Source organism: Citrobacter sp. ANG330 (assembly GCF_047467925.1).
Lineage (GTDB): Bacteria > Pseudomonadota > Gammaproteobacteria > Enterobacterales > Enterobacteriaceae > Citrobacter_A > Citrobacter_A amalonaticus_G.
This window is the reverse complement of the sequence record NZ_JASJUI010000004.1, coordinates 371,386-388,499: the sequence shown is the minus strand read 5'-3', so window position 1 is coordinate 388,499 and position 17,114 is coordinate 371,386. Positions and strand designations below refer to the sequence as shown.

General features: G+C 51.8%; 19 protein-coding genes. 14 read left to right on the top strand and 5 right to left on the bottom strand.

Annotated elements, in window-relative coordinates; genetic code table 11:
* The first annotated feature begins 1 nt into the window (after window position 1).
* Window positions 2-643: a nicotinate-nucleotide adenylyltransferase gene (gene nadD, locus QNN88_RS12565; protein ID WP_414240552.1), complete on the top strand. Its 642-nt coding sequence runs from the start codon at window positions 2-4 to the stop codon at window positions 641-643.
* On the opposite strand, the gene cobD is transcribed toward nadD, so the two are convergent.
* Complete coding sequence (cobD, locus tag QNN88_RS12560; protein ID WP_414240519.1) at window positions 618-1,703, bottom strand: threonine-phosphate decarboxylase CobD; 1,086 nt, start codon at window positions 1,701-1,703, stop codon at window positions 618-620. The two genes, nadD and cobD, sit on opposite strands and share 26 nt — an antisense overlap.
* Before the next feature lie 97 nt (window positions 1,704-1,800).
* On the opposite strand from cobD, the gene QNN88_RS12555 reads away from it, so the two are divergent.
* The 11 genes from QNN88_RS12555 (at window position 1,801) to lipA (ending at window position 12,531) form a co-directional block, all read left to right on the top strand.
* A complete protein-coding gene (locus QNN88_RS12555; RefSeq protein WP_414240518.1) occupies window positions 1,801-2,412 on the top strand; it encodes an adenosylcobalamin/alpha-ribazole phosphatase in 612 nt (203 codons plus the stop codon).
* Window positions 2,413-2,670: 258 nt separating this feature from the next.
* Window positions 2,671-2,988, top strand: coding sequence for a ribosome silencing factor (gene rsfS / locus QNN88_RS12550; RefSeq protein ID WP_012904988.1), 318 nt, complete (start codon window positions 2,671-2,673; stop codon window positions 2,986-2,988).
* Between the two features lie 3 nt (window positions 2,989-2,991).
* Window positions 2,992-3,459, top strand: coding sequence for a 23S rRNA (pseudouridine(1915)-N(3))-methyltransferase RlmH (gene rlmH / locus QNN88_RS12545; protein ID WP_414240517.1), 468 nt, complete (start codon window positions 2,992-2,994; stop codon window positions 3,457-3,459).
* A 29-nt stretch (window positions 3,460-3,488) separates the two neighbouring features.
* Window positions 3,489-5,390, top strand: coding sequence for a peptidoglycan DD-transpeptidase MrdA (gene mrdA / locus QNN88_RS12540; protein ID WP_414240516.1), 1,902 nt, complete (start codon window positions 3,489-3,491; stop codon window positions 5,388-5,390).
* 2 nt (window positions 5,391-5,392) lie between these two features.
* Window positions 5,393-6,505: a peptidoglycan glycosyltransferase MrdB gene (mrdB, locus tag QNN88_RS12535; RefSeq protein WP_061076819.1), complete on the top strand. Its 1,113-nt coding sequence runs from the start codon at window positions 5,393-5,395 to the stop codon at window positions 6,503-6,505.
* A 10-nt stretch (window positions 6,506-6,515) separates the two neighbouring features.
* Window positions 6,516-7,631 carry an endolytic peptidoglycan transglycosylase RlpA gene (gene rlpA, locus QNN88_RS12530; RefSeq protein WP_414240515.1) on the top strand — a complete coding sequence of 372 codons (1,116 nt, stop codon included), beginning with the start codon at window positions 6,516-6,518 and terminating at the stop codon, window positions 7,629-7,631.
* Between the two features lie 147 nt (window positions 7,632-7,778).
* Window positions 7,779-8,990, top strand: a complete 1,212-nt coding sequence (dacA, locus tag QNN88_RS12525) for a D-alanyl-D-alanine carboxypeptidase DacA (RefSeq protein ID WP_414240514.1) — start codon at window positions 7,779-7,781, stop codon at window positions 8,988-8,990.
* A 107-nt stretch (window positions 8,991-9,097) separates the two neighbouring features.
* Window positions 9,098-9,361 carry a DUF493 family protein YbeD gene (ybeD, locus tag QNN88_RS12520; protein WP_042320704.1) on the top strand — a complete coding sequence of 88 codons (264 nt, stop codon included), beginning with the start codon at window positions 9,098-9,100 and terminating at the stop codon, window positions 9,359-9,361.
* Window positions 9,362-9,463: 102 nt separating this feature from the next.
* On the top strand, window positions 9,464-10,105 hold the full coding sequence (gene lipB, locus QNN88_RS12515) for a lipoyl(octanoyl) transferase LipB (RefSeq protein ID WP_414240513.1): 642 nt from the start codon (window positions 9,464-9,466) through the stop codon (window positions 10,103-10,105).
* A gap of 298 nt (window positions 10,106-10,403) precedes the next feature.
* A complete protein-coding gene (locus QNN88_RS12510) occupies window positions 10,404-11,357 on the top strand; it encodes a YbeF family transcriptional regulator (RefSeq protein WP_414240512.1) in 954 nt (317 codons plus the stop codon).
* A gap of 208 nt (window positions 11,358-11,565) precedes the next feature.
* Complete coding sequence (gene lipA / locus QNN88_RS12505) at window positions 11,566-12,531, top strand: lipoyl synthase (protein WP_414240511.1); 966 nt, start codon at window positions 11,566-11,568, stop codon at window positions 12,529-12,531.
* A gap of 99 nt (window positions 12,532-12,630) precedes the next feature.
* On the opposite strand, the gene tatE is transcribed toward lipA, so the two are convergent.
* The gene (gene tatE / locus QNN88_RS12500) at window positions 12,631-12,834 is read right to left on the bottom strand and encodes a twin-arginine translocase subunit TatE (protein ID WP_414240510.1); all 204 of its coding nucleotides are present in this window, start codon (window positions 12,832-12,834) and stop codon (window positions 12,631-12,633) included.
* A 128-nt stretch (window positions 12,835-12,962) separates the two neighbouring features.
* Window positions 12,963-13,751, bottom strand: a complete 789-nt coding sequence (locus QNN88_RS12495; protein WP_414240509.1) for a deaminated glutathione amidase — start codon at window positions 13,749-13,751, stop codon at window positions 12,963-12,965.
* A gap of 92 nt (window positions 13,752-13,843) precedes the next feature.
* On the opposite strand from QNN88_RS12495, the gene crcB reads away from it, so the two are divergent.
* Complete coding sequence (gene crcB, locus QNN88_RS12490) at window positions 13,844-14,227, top strand: fluoride efflux transporter CrcB (protein WP_414240508.1); 384 nt, start codon at window positions 13,844-13,846, stop codon at window positions 14,225-14,227.
* Window positions 14,228-14,278: 51 nt separating this feature from the next.
* Here the strand turns inward: crcB and cspE are convergent, their stop codons facing one another.
* Together cspE and pagP are read right to left on the bottom strand one after the other, a co-directional pair.
* A complete protein-coding gene (gene cspE / locus QNN88_RS12485) occupies window positions 14,279-14,488 on the bottom strand; it encodes a transcription antiterminator/RNA stability regulator CspE (RefSeq protein ID WP_000034826.1) in 210 nt (69 codons plus the stop codon).
* Between the two features lie 173 nt (window positions 14,489-14,661).
* Complete coding sequence (pagP, locus tag QNN88_RS12480; RefSeq protein ID WP_414240507.1) at window positions 14,662-15,240, bottom strand: lipid IV(A) palmitoyltransferase PagP; 579 nt, start codon at window positions 15,238-15,240, stop codon at window positions 14,662-14,664.
* 445 nt (window positions 15,241-15,685) lie between these two features.
* Between pagP and dcuC the strand changes: the two genes are divergently transcribed.
* The gene (gene dcuC, locus QNN88_RS12475) at window positions 15,686-17,071 is read left to right on the top strand and encodes an anaerobic C4-dicarboxylate transporter DcuC (protein WP_414240506.1); all 1,386 of its coding nucleotides are present in this window, start codon (window positions 15,686-15,688) and stop codon (window positions 17,069-17,071) included.
* Window positions 17,072-17,114: the final 43 nt, after the last annotated feature.

Below are 17,114 nucleotides of genomic sequence, written 5' to 3'. Positions count from 1 at the left end.
TATGAAATCGTTACAGGCTCTCTTTGGCGGCACCTTTGATCCGGTGCACTATGGTCACCTCAAGCCCGTGGAAACACTGGCCAATCTGATTGGTCTGTCGCGGGTCATCGTCATGCCCAATAACGTCCCCCCGCATCGACCGCAGCCAGAGGCGACCAGCGAGCAACGCAAAACCATGCTGGAACTGGCGATCGCTGACAAGCCGCTCTTTATCCTTGATGAACGCGAACTGAAGCACGACACCCCTTCCTATACGGCGCAAACGCTGAAGGCCTGGCGTGAAGAGCAAGGCCCGGATGTCCCGCTGGCGTTTATCATAGGCCAGGACTCATTGCTGACCTTCCCGACCTGGCATGACTATGAAACGATTCTCGACAATACTCATTTGATTGTCTGCCGCCGCCCGGGCTATCCGCTTGAAATGGCGCAGGAACAGCATCAGCAGTGGCTGGATCAGCATCTGACGAATACGCCTGACGATCTGCACCAGCTTCCGGCCGGGAAAATTTATCTCGCCGAGACGCCGTGGTTCAATATTTCCGCCACGATCATCCGGGAACGTCTGGAAAACGGCGAACCCTGTGATGATCTGATGCCGCACGCGGTACTGGACTACATCAATCAGCACGGTTTGTATCGCTAAGCACCCCAGTTAACGCCGCCAGCAGGCGATCGTTCTCTTCCTGACTGCGTATTGCCACACGGAAATAGCGTTCATCAAGGCCGGGGTAATTGGCGCAACTGCGGATCAGAATATGCTGTGCCAGCAAAGCGCGCTGAAGATTGGTCTCGCAACACAGCAGAAGATAATTCGCCTGGCCGGGATAGACCGTCAGTCCCGGCAGCGCACACAGTTGCTGATAAAAGCGTCCGCCCTCTTCCCGCAGCCACTGCCATGTCGCCTGTTGATACGCGGTATCCTCCAGCACCTGTTCCCCTGCCAGTGCGGCAAAGGCGTTGATCGACCACGGCATCTGGCGCGCCCTCATCGTCGCGACCGCCTGCACATCGCTGTTGACGAGATACCCCAGCCGCAGTCCCGGGATGGCATAGAATTTTGTCAGCGAACGCAGGACCCAGATATGCGGGTTATCCTTTAACAGTGGAATGAATCCCGCCTCGTCAGCAATAAAATCGATAAACGCTTCATCAAGAATCAGCGCGATATCCAGCGTTTTACAGCGTTCAGCGATCGCCTGCAACAAGATGCGATCCGGCAACAAGCCAGTTGGATTGTTTGGCGTACACAAAAACAGGCAGTCCAGCTCTGCCGTCAATGCATCGAGAATCGCCCCGGTCAACTGCCAGCCATCCTCTTCACGGAGCATGAACGTATCAATGACGCATTCGCTACACTGCAACGCGCGGCGGTATTCGGCAAATCCCGGCGCGACGATCATCGCCCGTCTCGGTTTCAGGCCGTTGGCCAGAGTAAAGATCGACTCGGTCTCACCGTTGCCGGCGAGGATCCATTCGGCTGGCACCTGATGATGCCGGGCAAGCGCCTCGTGCAGATGGGTGTAATCGACGTCAGGATAACGTTCGGCAAGGTGTAAATTGTCGACAAGGGCGCGTTTTACCCTTTCAGGCATACCCAGCGGATTAATATTCGCGCTAAAATCCAGCAACTTCCCGGGTGAGATCCCGAGCAGTTCGGCAGCCTCACGGGTGTTACCGCCGTGGGCGCTGTTGAATAGAGACATCGTGCCGCTCCTGGCAAAAGAGGCTATTTTAGAGAAAACAGCGCGCGCATTCAGGGCGAATATCATGTTTTGCGCGAATACGTATCATGAGGGAAAAATGCGACTCTGGTTAGTTCGTCACGGTGAAACCGAAGCCAATGTAGCGGGATTGTACAGCGGTCATGCTCCCACGCCGTTGACCAGGCGCGGCGTGGCGCAGGCGCAAACGCTGAATACGCTGCTCAGCCAGGTTCCCTTTGAGCAGGTGCTGTGTAGCGAACTGGAGCGCGCGCAGCACACGGCGCGTTTAGTGCTTCAGGGACGTGAACTGCCATTGCAGGTGAAGCCTGAACTCAATGAGATGTTCTTTGGCGACTGGGAAATGCGCCATCATCAGGATCTGGCTCGTGAGGATGCCGAGAACTATGCGGCCTGGTGCAACGACTGGCAAAATGCCGTTCCCACCAATGGGGAAGGATTTCAGGCGTTTGCACAACGTGTGGAGCAGGTAATCCATCTGCTTGCCGATTATCAGCATCATTCTCATGTGCTGATAGTCAGCCATCAGGGTGTTCTCAGCCTGCTGATCGCCCGGTTGCTTGCCCTGCCCGCCGCTGCAATGTGGCATTTTCGCGTTGAGCAAGGTTGCTGGAGCGCCATTGATTTCACTGGCGATTTTGCCACGCTTCGGGTGCTCAATAGCAGAGCGGTATGGACGCCCGTCGAGTAAAATATCTGTTTTTTATCGCCAGAAACGCTCCGCCCATTGACACCCCCGGAGAGGCTGCTATTCTCCGCTGCCAGACTTTTCCCGCCCTTCAGCCTGTTGCAGAAATTGTTTTACAAAAATGGCGATGCATTCTGTTGCATGGGGTGGGATGATAGCCCACTTTCAAAAGCCGCCCGGTAACATTTGTCCCGAAAGGGCGGTGGGTTCAGGTATACTGACAGGCTTATTAATACTCATTCATGCACCCAGGGGGAAAACTTGCAGGGTAAAGCACTCCAGGATTTTGTAATCGACAAAATTGATGACCTTAAAGGTCAGGACATCATCGCCTTAGACGTTCAGGGCAAATCCAGTATCACCGACTGCATGATCATCTGTACCGGTACTTCCAGCCGTCACGTGATGTCTATTGCTGACCACGTCGTCCAGGAATCTCGCGCCGCGGGAATGCTGCCGCTGGGTGTGGAAGGCGAAAGCGTCGCCGACTGGATCGTCGTTGACCTGGGTGAAGTGATTGTCCACGTTATGCAGGAAGAGAGCCGTCGCCTGTATGAGCTGGAAAAACTCTGGAGTTAATGCGTGAAGCTTCAACTTGTCGCGGTAGGCACGAAAATGCCCGACTGGGTACAAACCGGTTTTACCGAGTACCTGCGGCGTTTTCCTAAAGACATGCCTTTTGAGCTGATCGAAATTCCGGCCGGCAAACGCGGCAAGAACGCGGATATCAAGCGTATTCTCGACAAAGAGGGTGAGCAGATGCTGGCTACCGCGGGCAAAAACCGCATCGTCACCCTGGATATTCCCGGTAAACCCTGGGACACGCCGCAACTGGCGACCGAACTGGAGCGCTGGAAACTTGACGGTCGTGATGTCAGCCTGTTAATCGGCGGGCCGGAGGGGTTATCCCCTGCCTGTAAAGCGGCGGCAGAACAAAGCTGGTCGCTCTCTGCACTCACACTTCCCCATCCGCTTGTCCGGGTGCTGGTGGCAGAGAGCCTGTATCGGGCGTGGAGCATTACCACTAATCACCCTTATCACCGTGAGTGATCATTGAGCTTGAGTAGACTAAGCAGCGGATGAAATTACAGAATTCTTTTCGCGACTATACGGCTGAGTCCGCGCTATTTGTGCGCCGGGCGCTGGTCGCTTTTTTGGGTATTTTACTGCTCACCGGCGTGCTTATCGCCAACCTGTATAATCTGCAGATCGTCCGTTTTACCGATTACCAGACTCGCTCGAATGAGAACCGGATTAAGCTGGTGCCCATCGCCCCCAGCCGCGGCATCATCTATGACCGTAATGGCATTCCTCTCGCCCTGAACCGCACCATTTACCAGGTCGAAATGATGCCCGAGAAGGTCGATAACGTGCAGCAAACGCTGGATGCCCTGCGCAATATCGTCGACCTGACCGATGACGATATTGCGGCGTTCAAGAAAGAGCGCGCGCGTTCGCACCGTTTTACCTCTATTCCCGTTAAAACTAACCTGACCGAAGTGCAGGTGGCGCGTTTTGCCGTTAACCAGTATCGATTCCCCGGCGTCGAAGTGAAAGGCTATAAACGCCGCTTCTACCCGTACGGTTCTGCGCTCACCCACGTCATTGGCTACGTGTCGAAGATTAACGATAAAGACGTTGAGCGACTGGATAAAGACGGCAAACTGGCTAACTACGCTGCCACCCATGACATCGGGAAACTGGGGATTGAGCGCTACTACGAAGACGTGCTGCACGGTCAGACCGGCTACGAAGAAGTCGAAGTCAACAACCGGGGCCGCGTTATTCGCCAGCTCAAAGAAGTTCCGCCGCAGGCCGGGCACGACATCTATCTGACGCTGGATCTCAAACTACAGCAGTATATCGAAACGCTCCTCGCCGGTAGCCGGGCTGCGGTCGTGGTCACGGATCCGCGCACCGGCGGCGTGCTGGCACTGGTTTCGATGCCCAGCTATGACCCGAACCTGTTTGTCGACGGCATCTCAAGCAAAGATTACTCCGGCCTGCTAAACGATCCGAACACGCCGCTGGTTAACCGCGCAACGCAGGGGGTTTATCCACCAGCATCAACGGTGAAACCGTATGTCGCTGTTTCTGCGTTAAGTGCAGGCGTTATCACCCGCAATACCAGCCTGTTTGACCCTGGCTGGTGGCAGTTGCCTGGTTCAGAAAAACGCTACCGCGACTGGAAGAAATGGGGTCACGGACACCTGAACATCACCAAATCGCTGGAAGAATCTGCCGATACCTTCTTCTATCAGGTCGCCTATGACATGGGGATCGATCGCCTTTCCGAGTGGATGGGCAAATTCGGTTATGGTCACTATACCGGTATCGATCTGGCGGAAGAGCGTTCCGGCAACATGCCTACCCGCGAATGGAAGCTCAAACGCTTTAAAAAACCCTGGTATCAGGGCGACACCATTCCGGTCGGCATCGGTCAGGGTTACTGGACGGCAACGCCGATTCAGATGAGTAAGGCGCTGATGATCCTGATTAATGACGGCGTGGTGAAGGTACCTCATCTGCTGATGAGTACCGCAGAAAACGGCAAGAAGGTTCCCTGGGTACAACCGCAGGAACCTCCGGTCGGCGATATTCACTCTGGCTACTGGGAACTGGCGAAAGACGGCATGTATGGCGTCGCCAACCGTGGCAACGGGACCGCGCATAAATATTTTGCCAGCGCGCCGTATAAAATTGCCGCTAAATCCGGTACCGCCCAGGTCTTTGGCCTGAAGGCCAACGAAACCTATAACGCACATAAAATTGCCGAGCGTCTGCGTGACCATAAACTGATGACCGCATTTGCCCCCTATAACAATCCGCAGGTGGCCGTCGCCATCATCCTGGAAAACGGGGGGGCGGGCCCGGCGGTGGGGACTATTATGCGCCAGATTCTTGACCACATCATGTTGGGCGATAACAACACCGACCTGCCTGCGGAAAACCCGGCGGTTGCAGCGGCGGAGGATCAATAATCATGACGGATAATCCGAACAAAAAAACATTCTGGGATAAAATCCATATTGATCCCACCATGTTGTTGATTTTACTGGCTCTGCTGGTTTATAGCTCATTGGTTATCTGGAGCGCCAGCGGTCAGGACATTGGCATGATGGAGCGTAAAGTCGGTCAAATTGCGATGGGCCTGGTGATCATGGTGGTCATGGCGCAGATCCCACCCCGCGTATATGAAGGTTGGGCGCCGTATCTCTATATTTTTTGTATTATTTTGTTGGTGGCGGTCGATGCCTTCGGGGCAATCTCTAAAGGCGCGCAGCGCTGGCTCGACCTCGGTATCGTCCGTTTTCAGCCTTCTGAAATCGCCAAAATCGCGGTTCCTTTGATGGTCGCCCGGTTTATCAACCGCGACGTCTGTCCGCCGTCCCTGAAGAACACGGCCATCGCGCTGGTGCTGATTTTTATGCCGACGCTGTTGGTGGCGGCACAGCCTGACCTCGGAACTTCGATTCTGGTCGCGCTTTCCGGGCTGTTCGTGCTGTTCCTCTCGGGTCTGAGCTGGCGTTTAATTGGCGTCGCTGTGCTGCTGGTCGCGGCATTCATCCCGATCCTGTGGTTCTTCCTGATGCATGACTATCAGCGCCAGCGTGTAATGATGTTACTTGACCCGGAAACCGACCCGTTGGGCGCCGGTTATCACATCATTCAGTCTAAAATTGCGATTGGTTCCGGCGGTTTGAGCGGTAAGGGATGGCTACACGGTACCCAGTCGCAACTGGAATTTTTACCCGAACGCCACACCGACTTTATCTTCGCCGTGCTGGCGGAAGAGCTTGGTCTGATTGGGATACTGATCCTGCTGGCGCTGTATATACTGCTGATTATGCGTGGCCTGTGGATTGCCGCCCACGCGCAAACCACTTTTGGTCGCGTGATGGCCGGTGGTTTAATGCTGATTTTATTCGTTTATGTCTTCGTTAATATTGGTATGGTAAGTGGAATTCTGCCTGTTGTAGGCGTTCCGCTTCCGTTAGTCAGTTACGGAGGCTCAGCACTGATTGTGTTGATGGCCGGGTTTGGGATTGTCATGTCGATCCACACCCACAGAAAAATGTTATCGAAAAGCGTGTAAGGGGTGTGCAATGCGTAAGCAGTTGCCTGGTGTCTGCGTCGCGGCAGGAATTATGCTGCTCGCGGCATGTACAAGTGATGATGGTCAGCAACAGAATACCGTCGCGCCGCAGCCGGCGGTATGTAATGGACCCGTCGTTGAAATCAGCGGGGCCGATCCGCGTTTTGAACCGCTCAACCCGACCGCTAATCAGGATTACCAGCGAGACGGTAAGAGCTACAAAATTGTGCAGGATGCCTCACGCTTTAGTCAGGCTGGGTTCGCGGCGATCTACGATGCCGAACCCGGTAGCAATCTGACCGCCTCAGGGGAAGCGTTTGATCCGATGCAGCTCACCGCTGCGCATCCGACGTTACCGATCCCGAGCTATGCGCGAATCACTAACCTCGCCAATGGGCGAATGATCGTGGTGCGCATTAACGATCGCGGTCCCTATGGCAACGATCGCGTGATTTCGCTGTCGCGTGCCGCTGCCGACCGTCTGAATACCTCCAATAACACCAAAGTGCGTATCGATCCGATTATTGTGGCACAAGATGGTTCACTCTCTGGTCCGGGTATGGCCTGTACCACAGTGGCAAAACAGACATACGCCCTTCCCGCTCGCCCGGACCTGAGCGGCGGTATGGGCAGCGCCTCCTCTGCGCCGGAAGCGATGCAGCCTCAGGGTGACGTTCGCGCCATCAGTAATTCCACGTTGCAAAGTGAAGATAATGCCGGCGCGCCGGTTCAAAGCAGCGGGTTCCTGGGCGCACCAACGACCCTGGCCGCAGGCGTACTGGAAGGCAGTGAACCGACACCAGCACCACAGCCCACGGCTGCGGCGCCCGTTAGCGCGCCAGTCAGTGCACCGGCAGCAACACCCGCTGCGACGGCTGCGCCTGCCGCCGCTTCCGCCAGCGGCAGTTACGTAGTACAGGTCGGCGCGGTGAGCGATCAGGGGCGTGCCCAACAATATCAACAGCGCTTAAGCCAGCAGTTTGGCGTTCCGGGACGCGTCACGCAGAACGGCGCGGTGTGGCGCATTCAGCTCGGGCCGTTCGCCAGCAAAGCGCAGGCCAGCGCACTGCAGCAGCGCTTACAATCTGAAGCCCAATTACAGTCCTTCATTACCGGCGCACAATAATGTAACACAGGCATCTGAAGTGTCAGTTTCTGTAAATGACGTTAACTACGTTAACAAAGTCATGCGGAAAGTCAGATGCCTGCCGGTATTGCATTTGCTATAGTAGGGCACTTTTTTAATTCCATCACGGACGTCGTAGTTCAGACCATGAAGACCACTTTTTCCGCTCGTTTCCTGCAGCGCATGGCGCTCACCACGGCTCTTTGCACAGCCGCTATTTCAGGCGCGCATGCCGATGACCTGAATATCAAAACCATGATCCCGGGTGTTCCGCAGATCGACGCGGAGTCTTACATCCTCATTGACTATAACTCCGGTAAAGTGCTGGCGGAACAAAACGCCGATACGCGTCGCGACCCGGCCAGTCTGACCAAAATGATGACCAGCTATGTTATCGGTCAGGCAATGAAAGCGGGCAAATTTAAAGAAACGGATTTGGTCACTATCGGTAATGACGCCTGGGCTACAGGTAATCCGGTCTTTAAAGGCTCATCGCTGATGTTCCTGAAGCCGGGCATGCAGGTGCCGGTATCTCAACTGATTCGCGGGATTAACCTTCAGTCTGGTAATGACGCCTGCGTTGCGATGGCTGACTTTGCAGCTGGCAGCCAGGATGCGTTTGTCGGGCTGATGAACAGCTACGTGAACGTGCTGGGTCTGAAAAACACTCACTTCCAGACGGTTCACGGTCTGGATGCCGACGGTCAGTACAGCTCTGCCCGTGATATGGCGCTGATTGGTCAGGCACTGATCCGCGATGTGCCGAACGAATATTCTATCTACAAAGAGAAAGAATTCACCTTTAACGGTATTCGTCAGATGAACCGTAACGGGCTTTTATGGGATAACAGCCTGAAGGTGGACGGCATCAAAACAGGCCATACGGACAAAGCGGGTTACAACCTGGTTGCCTCCGCGACGGAAGGTCAGATGCGTTTGATCTCAGCGGTCATGGGTGGGCGTACCTATAAAGGGCGTGAAACCGAAAGTAAGAAACTGCTGACCTGGGGCTTCCGTTTCTTCGAAACGGTTAATCCGCTGAAAGCAGGCAAAGAGTTCGCGTCTGAACCCTCCTGGTTTGGTGATACCGATCGCGCCTCCTTAGGGGTTGATAAAGATGTCTATCTGACCATTCCGCGTGGCCGCATGAAGGACCTGAAAGCCAGCTATGTACTGAACAGCACAGAGCTGCATGCGCCGCTACAGAAGAATCAGGTTGTCGGAACCATCAACTTCCAGCTTGACGGTAAAACCATTGAGCAGCGCCCGCTGGTCGTGCTGCAGGAAATCCCGGAAGGGAACTTCTTCAGCAAAATCATTGATTACATTAAATTAATGTTCCATCACTGGTTTGGTTAAAAATCGAACACTTGAAAGTGTGATTTCCATCCCCATATACTAAGCATCAGTAAAACTCCCGCCCTCTGGCGGGAGTTGTTATTTATTTACGTTACGCCGGAGCTGACATGAAAACCAAACTTAACGAACTGCTTGAATTCCCTACTCCTTTTACTTACAAAGTTATGGGGCAGGCGTTACCTGAGCTGGTTGAACAGGTGGTTGAAGTGGTACAGCGCCATGCGCCAGGTGATTACTCTCCGACGGTAAAACCCAGCAGCAAAGGCAATTACCACTCGGTCTCGATTACCATCAACGCGACCCATATTGAGCAGGTTGAAACGCTGTACGAAGAACTCGGTAACATCGAAATCGTGCGTATGGTGTTGTAATCCAGGTTCGGGCCCCGACCGTGTTCGGGTGCCCACCTCGCCTCCTTTTCACTGTGATATACTTCTCTCCCCTATTGGTTATTTCTCTACGGAGATGCTGTTTTGTCTCAGGATAAAATACTGGTCCGCCAGCTCGGTCTTCAACCCTACGAACCCGTCTCCCAGGCCATGCACGACTTTACCAACACTCGCGATGAACAGACTCCCGATGAAATCTGGCTGGTTGAGCACTATCCGGTTTTCACTCAGGGTCAGGCAGGGAAGGCAGAACATGTTTTAATGCCCGGTGATATTCCGGTCATTCAAAGCGATCGCGGTGGGCAGGTGACTTATCACGGACCGGGCCAGCAGGTCATGTATGTCCTGTTCAACCTTAAACGTCGCAAACTGGGCGTGCGGGAATTAGTCACGCTGCTGGAACAGACCGTCGTGAATACTCTGGCGGAGCTGGATATTGAGGCCCACCCACGTGCGGATGCGCCTGGCGTTTATGTCGGCGAAAAGAAAATATGTTCCCTTGGTTTGCGTATTCGTCGCGGCTGTTCATTTCACGGACTCGCATTAAACGTTAATATGGATCTTTCGCCTTTCTTAAGAATTAATCCATGCGGCTATGCCGGTATGGAAATGGCGAAAATATCTCAATGGAATACTCAGGCGACAACAGATAATATCCAACCACGATTATTAGCCAATATTTTAGCGCTGCTAAATAATCCAACTTGCGAATATATTACTGCTTAACTTATTGAATGCAATGGCCCAAAAATTCACGAGCCATTGCTCCCCTTCCCGTTCAAATGCTTTACAATGTCCCCTGGTTTCTATATTTTCTGTTTGTCTTAGCTTGAATTTTTAACGAGTTTACTTCGTCATAAAAAAACGAAGTAGGATTTTTCTTTATACGAACGTTAAACCTTCAATCAATTGCCATAAATGGTTATCGATACCGCGAGATGAACAATAGTGGTGTAAAACGCATGCTTACAACAAATACAAGCATCACTATTATTTATGATGTGAATTAAATTGGAGTAAGAACGTGAGTGAAAATAGTAAGCCGAAAGGACAATTCTACGAACATCGAGCCGAAGATAAGCCGCAAATTTTCAGAACGCTAAGAAATATTGACCTGAACCTGCTGACTATTTTCGAAGCTGTTTATGTCCATAAAGGGATCGTCAACGCCGCGAAAATTCTCAATCTGACGCCTTCCGCGATCAGCCAGTCCATTCAGAAACTGCGAACGATATTTCCCGACCCTCTGTTTATTCGAAAAGGCCAGGGCGTGACACCCACCACCTATGCCACTCATCTGCACGAGTATATTAGCCAGGGGCTGGAGTCCATTCTCGGCGCATTGGATCTCACCGGCAGTTACGATAAACAACGCACGATTACGATTGGAACGACACCATCTATTGGCGCACTGGTGATGCCGACGATTTATCACGCCGTTAAAACGCGCCATCCGCAACTGCATCTGCGTAATATCCCCGTCCATGACGCCGAAACACAACTCAGTCAGTTTCAGAGTGACTTCATTATTGATAACCACATCTACAGCAACCGCGCAGTAGAGAACCATGTTCTGTTTTCAGATAAAATCGAACTGGTCTGTCGCCAGAACCACCCTTCCCTGACGCGCTCCCTGACCCCTGAAGCCCTCGATGACGCAGAACATAGTTTGTTAATGATCGAAGGACAAAGCTTCACACTCCTGCGCCAGCGTATCCAGGAGCTGTTCCCCGATCGGCAAATCAGCTTTAGCAGCTACAACATTTTCACGCTGGCATCGATCATTGCCCATAGCGATTTGGTGGGTGTTATGCCCGCGCGTTTCTTCACATTGTTCAGCCACTGCTGGCCGCTTCAGCGGGTCCCCCACCCCTCCCTGAATCATGAAAAAATCGATTTCTCGCTGCACTACAATAAGCTGAGCTTACGCGATCCCATACTGGAGAGCGTTATCAAGGTGATCCGCGACGCTTTCTGAAAATGAATTGTTGCTACCTGGTCAAAACTGATGCTGGTCAAATGGCACAAAACAACAACTATTTTACATTTTGCCGGCCACTCTGGCTGCTTTAAGACCCGTTTCAATGATATACTGCATGCAGTGAATTCAAAAATAGTTGATAAATACAACATTTCCTTGAATTAAAACGCTTTCCCTCGTTATTCGCAACTGGAACACGCACGCTATGAGTAAACCCATTGTGATGGAACGCGGTGTTAAATACCGCGATGCCGATAAGATGGCCCTTATCCCGGTCAAAAATGTGGCAACAGAGCGCGAAGCCCTGCTGCGCAAACCGGAATGGATGAAAATTAAGCTTCCAGCGGACTCCACTCGTATCCAGGGCATCAAAGCAGCAATGCGTAAGAATGGCCTGCATTCTGTTTGTGAAGAAGCCTCTTGCCCAAACCTGGCTGAGTGTTTCAACCACGGTACCGCCACGTTTATGATCCTCGGCGCCATTTGTACCCGTCGTTGCCCATTCTGTGACGTCGCCCACGGTCGCCCTGTGGCACCTGACGCCAACGAACCGGTTAAGCTGGCACAAACGATTGCTGACATGGCTCTGCGCTATGTAGTGATCACTTCCGTTGACCGTGATGACCTGCGTGACGGTGGCGCTCAGCACTTTGCCGATTGCATTACCGCTATTCGTGAGAAAAGCCCTACGATTAAGATTGAAACGCTGGTGCCCGACTTCCGTGGCCGTATGGATCGCGCGCTGGAGATTCTGACGGCGACGCCGCCGGACGTTTTTAACCATAACCTTGAAAACGTACCTCGCATTTATCGTCAGGTTCGCCCGGGCGCAGACTACAACTGGTCACTCAAATTGCTGGAACGCTTTAAAGAAGCGCATCCGGAAATCCCGACCAAATCGGGTCTGATGGTCGGTCTTGGCGAGACAAATGATGAAATTATTGAAGTGATGCGTGATTTGCGTCGTCACGGTGTAACCATGCTCACGCTGGGGCAGTATCTGCAACCTAGCCGCCATCACCTGCCGGTGCAGCGTTATGTGAGCCCTGATGAGTTTGAAGAGATGAAAGCGGAAGCGATGGCGATGGGCTTTACCCATGCAGCCTGTGGACCCTTCGTCCGTTCATCTTATCATGCCGATTTGCAGGCAAAAGGAATGGAAGTGAAGTAATTCCGTAATGAATACTTACATTTCGCCGATAAAAAAACCCGCTAAATTCGCGGGTTTTTTTATCGTCAGAGTCAACGGATGAGCATCCTGCTCCGGGCATTACTCTTTATGAGGGAGTTTTTCAGCCTGAATGGTGCTGTCTGCGTCTTTTTTCGCGGCCGCATCGTCATCATTCATCGCTTTCTTAAAACCCTTAATTGCCGTGCCAAGGTCTCCGCCCAGCGTACGTAACTTCTTGGTCCCAAACAGCAGAACGACCAGTGCGGCAACCACCAGCAGTTTGGTAATACTAATCTCACCCATAGATACCTTCTTGACTTAAAACAGGCTGCATAGAACGCCTTATTAACCTGAGAATATTAACGGTCATTTGACGCGCGCACACAATAGCAATCTGTAACAAGGTGAATCAAGCAGTGTTTAAAAAAACGTCATAATAATTGCGGTGGCGCAAATCTACGGTTACGCAGGACCGGCAATTGCGCCCGGACCTGACGGATCCGTTCAGCGCAGAATTCCGCCATAATGAGCGTCGGCAACTCTGCAGCTGCGGCAATGGTCACGCCAAACGGATCGACAATACGGCTCTGACCAATATTTTTGTTTCCACATTCCCCTGCGCCAACTATATAGCAGGTTGTGTCCAGCGCGCGAGCCGCCAGCAATGTCGACCAGTGATGTTCCTTTAGCGATCCTTTCACCCATGCTGCCGGCAGAACCAATATCTCTGCCCCCTGGAGCGCGAGAGCTATCGACAGTTCGGGAAAGCGCAAATCGTAGCAGGTCATCAGGCCCACCTTGACGCCCTCAACGTCCAGCAACGGCGCGGTGGCGTTGCCGGCATCAACATTGCGGGACTCCTGAATGGAGAATGCGTCATAAAGGTGTAGCTTGGCATAGCTTGCCACAATTTTGCCCTCGCGCAGCGCCACCAGCGTATTCACTGCGCGACCGGGTAGCGATGGAACATGAACAGTGAGGATAGTGGTCATCGTATTCGATGCACTTTCCCGCAGCAGTATTTTCAGGAAATCGCCCTCTAAATGCTGGGCGGATTTCACCGACAACTCGGGATCCGAGTCGTCTCGCGCCAGCAACGCCTCTGGCAAAACCAGTAATGACGCACCGTTTTTCGCCGCCTGCGACATGAGCGTGACACAGGTCTTTGCATTCTTTTCCCACACAGGACTGACGGCAAATTGCCCCGCAGCAACCAGCATAATTCCTCCGTTCAGGTTTATCAGGCTCGCCAACGATGATTATTCAGCGTTACACTTATCTTATATATCAAACCAAATAGCAGGATTATGCGGTGTTACAACTTCTTTTAGCGGTTTTTATCGGTGGTGGCACAGGAAGTGTAGCGAGATGGATGCTCAGTATGAGGTTTAATCCCCTGCATCAGGCGATTCCAATGGGAACCCTGACTGCAAATTTATTGGGTGCATTTATCATTGGGATGGGGCTGGCATGGTTTAGTCGCATGACTAACATCGACCCAATGTGGAAAGTGCTGATTACTACCGGCTTTTGCGGCGGACTGACGACCTTCTCCACCTTTTCAGCGGAAGTGGTCTTCCTGCTTCAGGAAGGGCGACTGGGCTGGGCGTTGCTGAATGTGTTAATCAACCTGCTGGGATCGTTCGCGATGACGGCGTTAGCATTCTGGCTGTTTTCCGCCTCAAGCGCTCACTAGAGACAAAAAAACCCGCTTATTAGCGGGTTTTGAAATCTTGCTGACGAAAGCTTACAGAGCAGTTACGTTTGCAGCAGAAGGGCCTTTGGCACCGTTAGTGATTTCGAACTCTACACGCTGACCTTCAGCCAGAGTTTTAAAACCATTGGTCTGGATTGCAGAGAAGTGTACGAACACGTCTTTGCTGCCATCTTCCGGAGTAATGAAACCGAATCCTTTGGACTCATTAAACCACTTAACGTTACCTTTAATCTTAGACATCAAAATTACCTTTACATGAAAAATAGACACAAATGCTGTGTCGGGTATCAGTACACCAATTGTGGTACGCTTTGTCCAGTCCAACTTTGGTAAAAAGTGATAAATGTCGCGTTATTTTTTCCGAGCAACCTTATAACTATTTGTTTTATATTCATTTTTACCCATTTTCCAGGTCAAAACTGAAATCGCATCCATGCAAAGTAAACGTTACCGTTGTTATAAGTACCCGGGATATAGGTCATCTGAAACGTTGCCGGACCGTAGCCGATGGAGGCCAGCGGCAGCAGGACAGGAATAGGGATATAGTTCCAGTTATCGCGCGCCGTCACACCGGCGGTAAACCCGAGACCCAGACGGAAATTGTCATCCGGCAGAGGTCGCCAGGTACTTTCCCAGCCATAACCGCCAATCGGCTCCCATTTATTCCATGAGTCTTTAAAGGCCATTATGTAAAGGCCGTGCCAGTTCCCCTTTTCATCCCAGCGCGACTGACCAAAGCCACCGCCCCACGGACGCTCGTTATAGCGATCGGTTTTTTCCTTATCATAGGCAAAACGCGCATGCCAGGTTATGGCGGGAATATACAAATCGTAATGTTCAGGCTGCTGCCAGGTCTCGGCAACATTGTCTGTAAAGGTCGTAAACCACCCTTTTTCTTCTGCTACTGCACGCGGCAGTATCGCTAACTGAATAAAAAGAAATGAAAAAAGAAGAAAATATTTTTTAACTGTACTCACAACGTTTATTACCATTCTTAAGTTCAGTCTGTATTGTATCAATAATAACTTGAATGAAACCTTAACAGCGGCTGCGCTGAGATAAATCAGATTGTTCCAAGATTCGAAATACCGTAATTAAGCCTCGTTCTTAGCAAGGTTATTTATCACTAGATTATCAGTGAGATGTTGTATGATTTTCATCCATTTACGCTACAAACACTCTTTCGATGCCATTCATTAACAATAAAGCATCTCGAATAAAACAAATAAGAAACAATTAAGAATTTTCCAAAATATAAAAAATAAAATAATTTCGTTTTCATCACGCCACCGTAAAAATAATTGCTTACGATTGACTAATCGTTCTGTTTATTGATTTTAATCAGCAAGTAGCAGGCACTTATTCGGCACATTTTTACACCAGCTTATTAGCATTTTCTTAATTTTACTTCTGGGTGTCTACGCGACAGGGGAAACAATGTTGACATTTATCGAACTCCTAATTGGAGTTGTCGTTATTGTGGGTGTAGCGCGCTACATCATTAAAGGGTATTCAGCAACCGGCGTGCTCTTTGTTGGCGGCCTGGCGCTACTGATTATCAGCGCATTAATGGGCCATAAAGTGCTACCCTCCAGCGAGGCTACGACGGGCTATTCTGCGACGGATATTGTTGAATACATCAAGATCCTGCTGATGAGTCGCGGCGGCGATCTCGGCATGATGATCATGATGCTCTGCGGTTTTGCCGCCTACATGACCCACATCGGCGCGAATGATATGGTCGTGAAATTGGCCTCAAAACCGTTGCAGTACATCAACTCACCTTATCTGCTGATGATTGCCGCCTATTTTGTCGCCTGTCTGATGTCCCTTGCGGTTTCTTCCGCCACCGGACTTGGCGTGTTGTTGATGGCAACACTTTTCCCCATCATGGTCAACGTGGGAATTAGCCGTGGTGCTGCGGCGGCTATTTGTGCCTCACCTGCCGCGATTATCCTTTCCCCCACCTCCGGCGACGTGGTGCTGGCCGCCAAAGCAGCCGAAATGCCGCTGATCGATTTTGCCTTTAAAACCACGCTGCCCATCTCTATTGCGGCAATTATCGGGATGGCAATTGCGCACTATTTTTGGCAGCGCTATCTGGATAAAAAAGAGAATGCAGCCCACGAAATGCTGGACGTGAATGAAATCACCACCACAGCACCGGCATTCTATGCCATTCTGCCGTTTACGCCGATTATCGGGGTGCTGATTTTTGATGGTAAGTGGGGACCGCAGTTACATATCATCACGATTCTGGTGCTTTGTATGCTTATCGCGGCGGTGCTGGAATTTGTCCGGGGTTTCAATACCCAGAAAGTGTATTCAGGTCTGGAAGTGGCGTATCGCGGTATGGCCGATGCGTTTGCGAATGTGGTGATGCTGTTAGTCGCAGCAGGTGTTTTCGCGCAGGGTCTGAGTACAATTGGCTTCATCCAGAGCCTGATCTCCATCGCCACCTCGTTTGGGTCGGCAAGCATCATTCTGATGCTGGTGCTGGTGATTCTGACTATGCTGGCAGCAATGACCACCGGCTCTGGTAACGCCCCGTTCTATGCTTTCGTCGAAATGATCCCTAAGCTGGCGCAGTCATCGGGCATCAACCCGGCGTATCTGTCGATTCCAATGCTGCAGGCATCCAACCTGGGCCGGACGATCTCCCCGGTCTCCGGTGTGGTCGTGGCGGTGGCGGGGATGGCAAAAATCTCGCCGTTCGAAGTTGTTAAACGCACATCCGTGCCGGTCATGGTCGGGCTGTTGATCGTTATCATAGCGACTGAAGTCATGGTGCCGGGTTCATCTTCAGCGGTGACGGGGGGCTGATTCAGAGCCAATGCCGGATGGTGGCGCTGTGCGTCTCATCCGG